This is a genomic window from Oleiphilus sp. HI0080, from assembly GCF_001635135.1.
Window position 1 is genome coordinate 1 of sequence record NZ_LWFU01001054.1, and the last position, 919, is coordinate 919.

The window sequence follows — 919 nt, forward strand, 5'->3', positions numbered from 1 at the left end:
TCGCGAAGTGCAAGCAAATGTCGACTCGTCATGGGACGCCTACATGACGCTCAAACAAACACTCGTTCATCTACAGGATTACGTTGATCAGTCTGCAGAGAGCGCCAAGTTGTATATGGCGCAGTTCAAAGCGGGCCGTCGAACCCTTCTTGATTTGTTAGATGCACAAAACGAGCTATTTGAAGCGCGCAAGCAATATCTCGCGTCAGACTATCAGTATGTATACTCCCAGTATCGTGTTGTTGCGAGCATGAGCTACATTTTAGATGCGTTGCGTGTAAACGTGATGACCCCGCTGCTAGAGAAAGAAGATGAAACCGGCACAGAGGAGGCAACGACCAATGGATAAAATCTCTCGTATTACCTTAACGCTTGTGCTCGCCGGCCTCGGTTTAACAGCATGCGGTACAAACCCGCCCGAAGACCCACGATTCGACAGCTTTGGCTCAGGGCTTCCCGCGCAACATAATGAAGATGTCGTGCCACCCTATCCAGAACAACCCTTTGTTCCTGCGCAAGCCAAGATATCCGACAGCGATTCAGATGGTGTAATTGATCACCGAGATGAATGTGACGATCACAAAGAAGGTGTCGAGCTGGACAACCAAGGCTGCGCAAAGCTAGTCAATTCGATTCGTTCAATAGATCTCGATGTTGAATTTGCGACAGGCAGCGCTGAGATAGAGAAACGTTACTACCCAGCTATCGAAGAGCTGGCCAAGCTACATCAACAAAGTAGCGAGTTTGTCGTGCTAATAGAGGGACATACAGATAACACCGGCCCGCGTTCTAAGAACATCGCACTATCAAAACAGCGCGCAAAAGCCGTCGCAAATATCCTCATTAGTGACTTTAACGTTTCAAAAGAACAGGTACTCACCACGGGTCTTGGTCCTGACGAACCGATTGCCAGCAATGA

At 48.7% G+C, this 919-nt stretch carries 2 protein-coding genes; both read left to right on the forward strand.

The window, feature by feature from the left end:
- Positions 1–349, forward strand: a 349-nt coding sequence (locus A3751_RS19580; protein ID WP_197466538.1) for a TolC family protein, incomplete at its 5' end; no start/stop codon positions are given.
- The coding region (locus A3751_RS19585; protein ID WP_197466539.1) for an OmpA family protein at positions 342–919 on the forward strand (578 nt) is incomplete at its 3' end. The genes A3751_RS19580 and A3751_RS19585, both read left to right, overlap by 8 nt.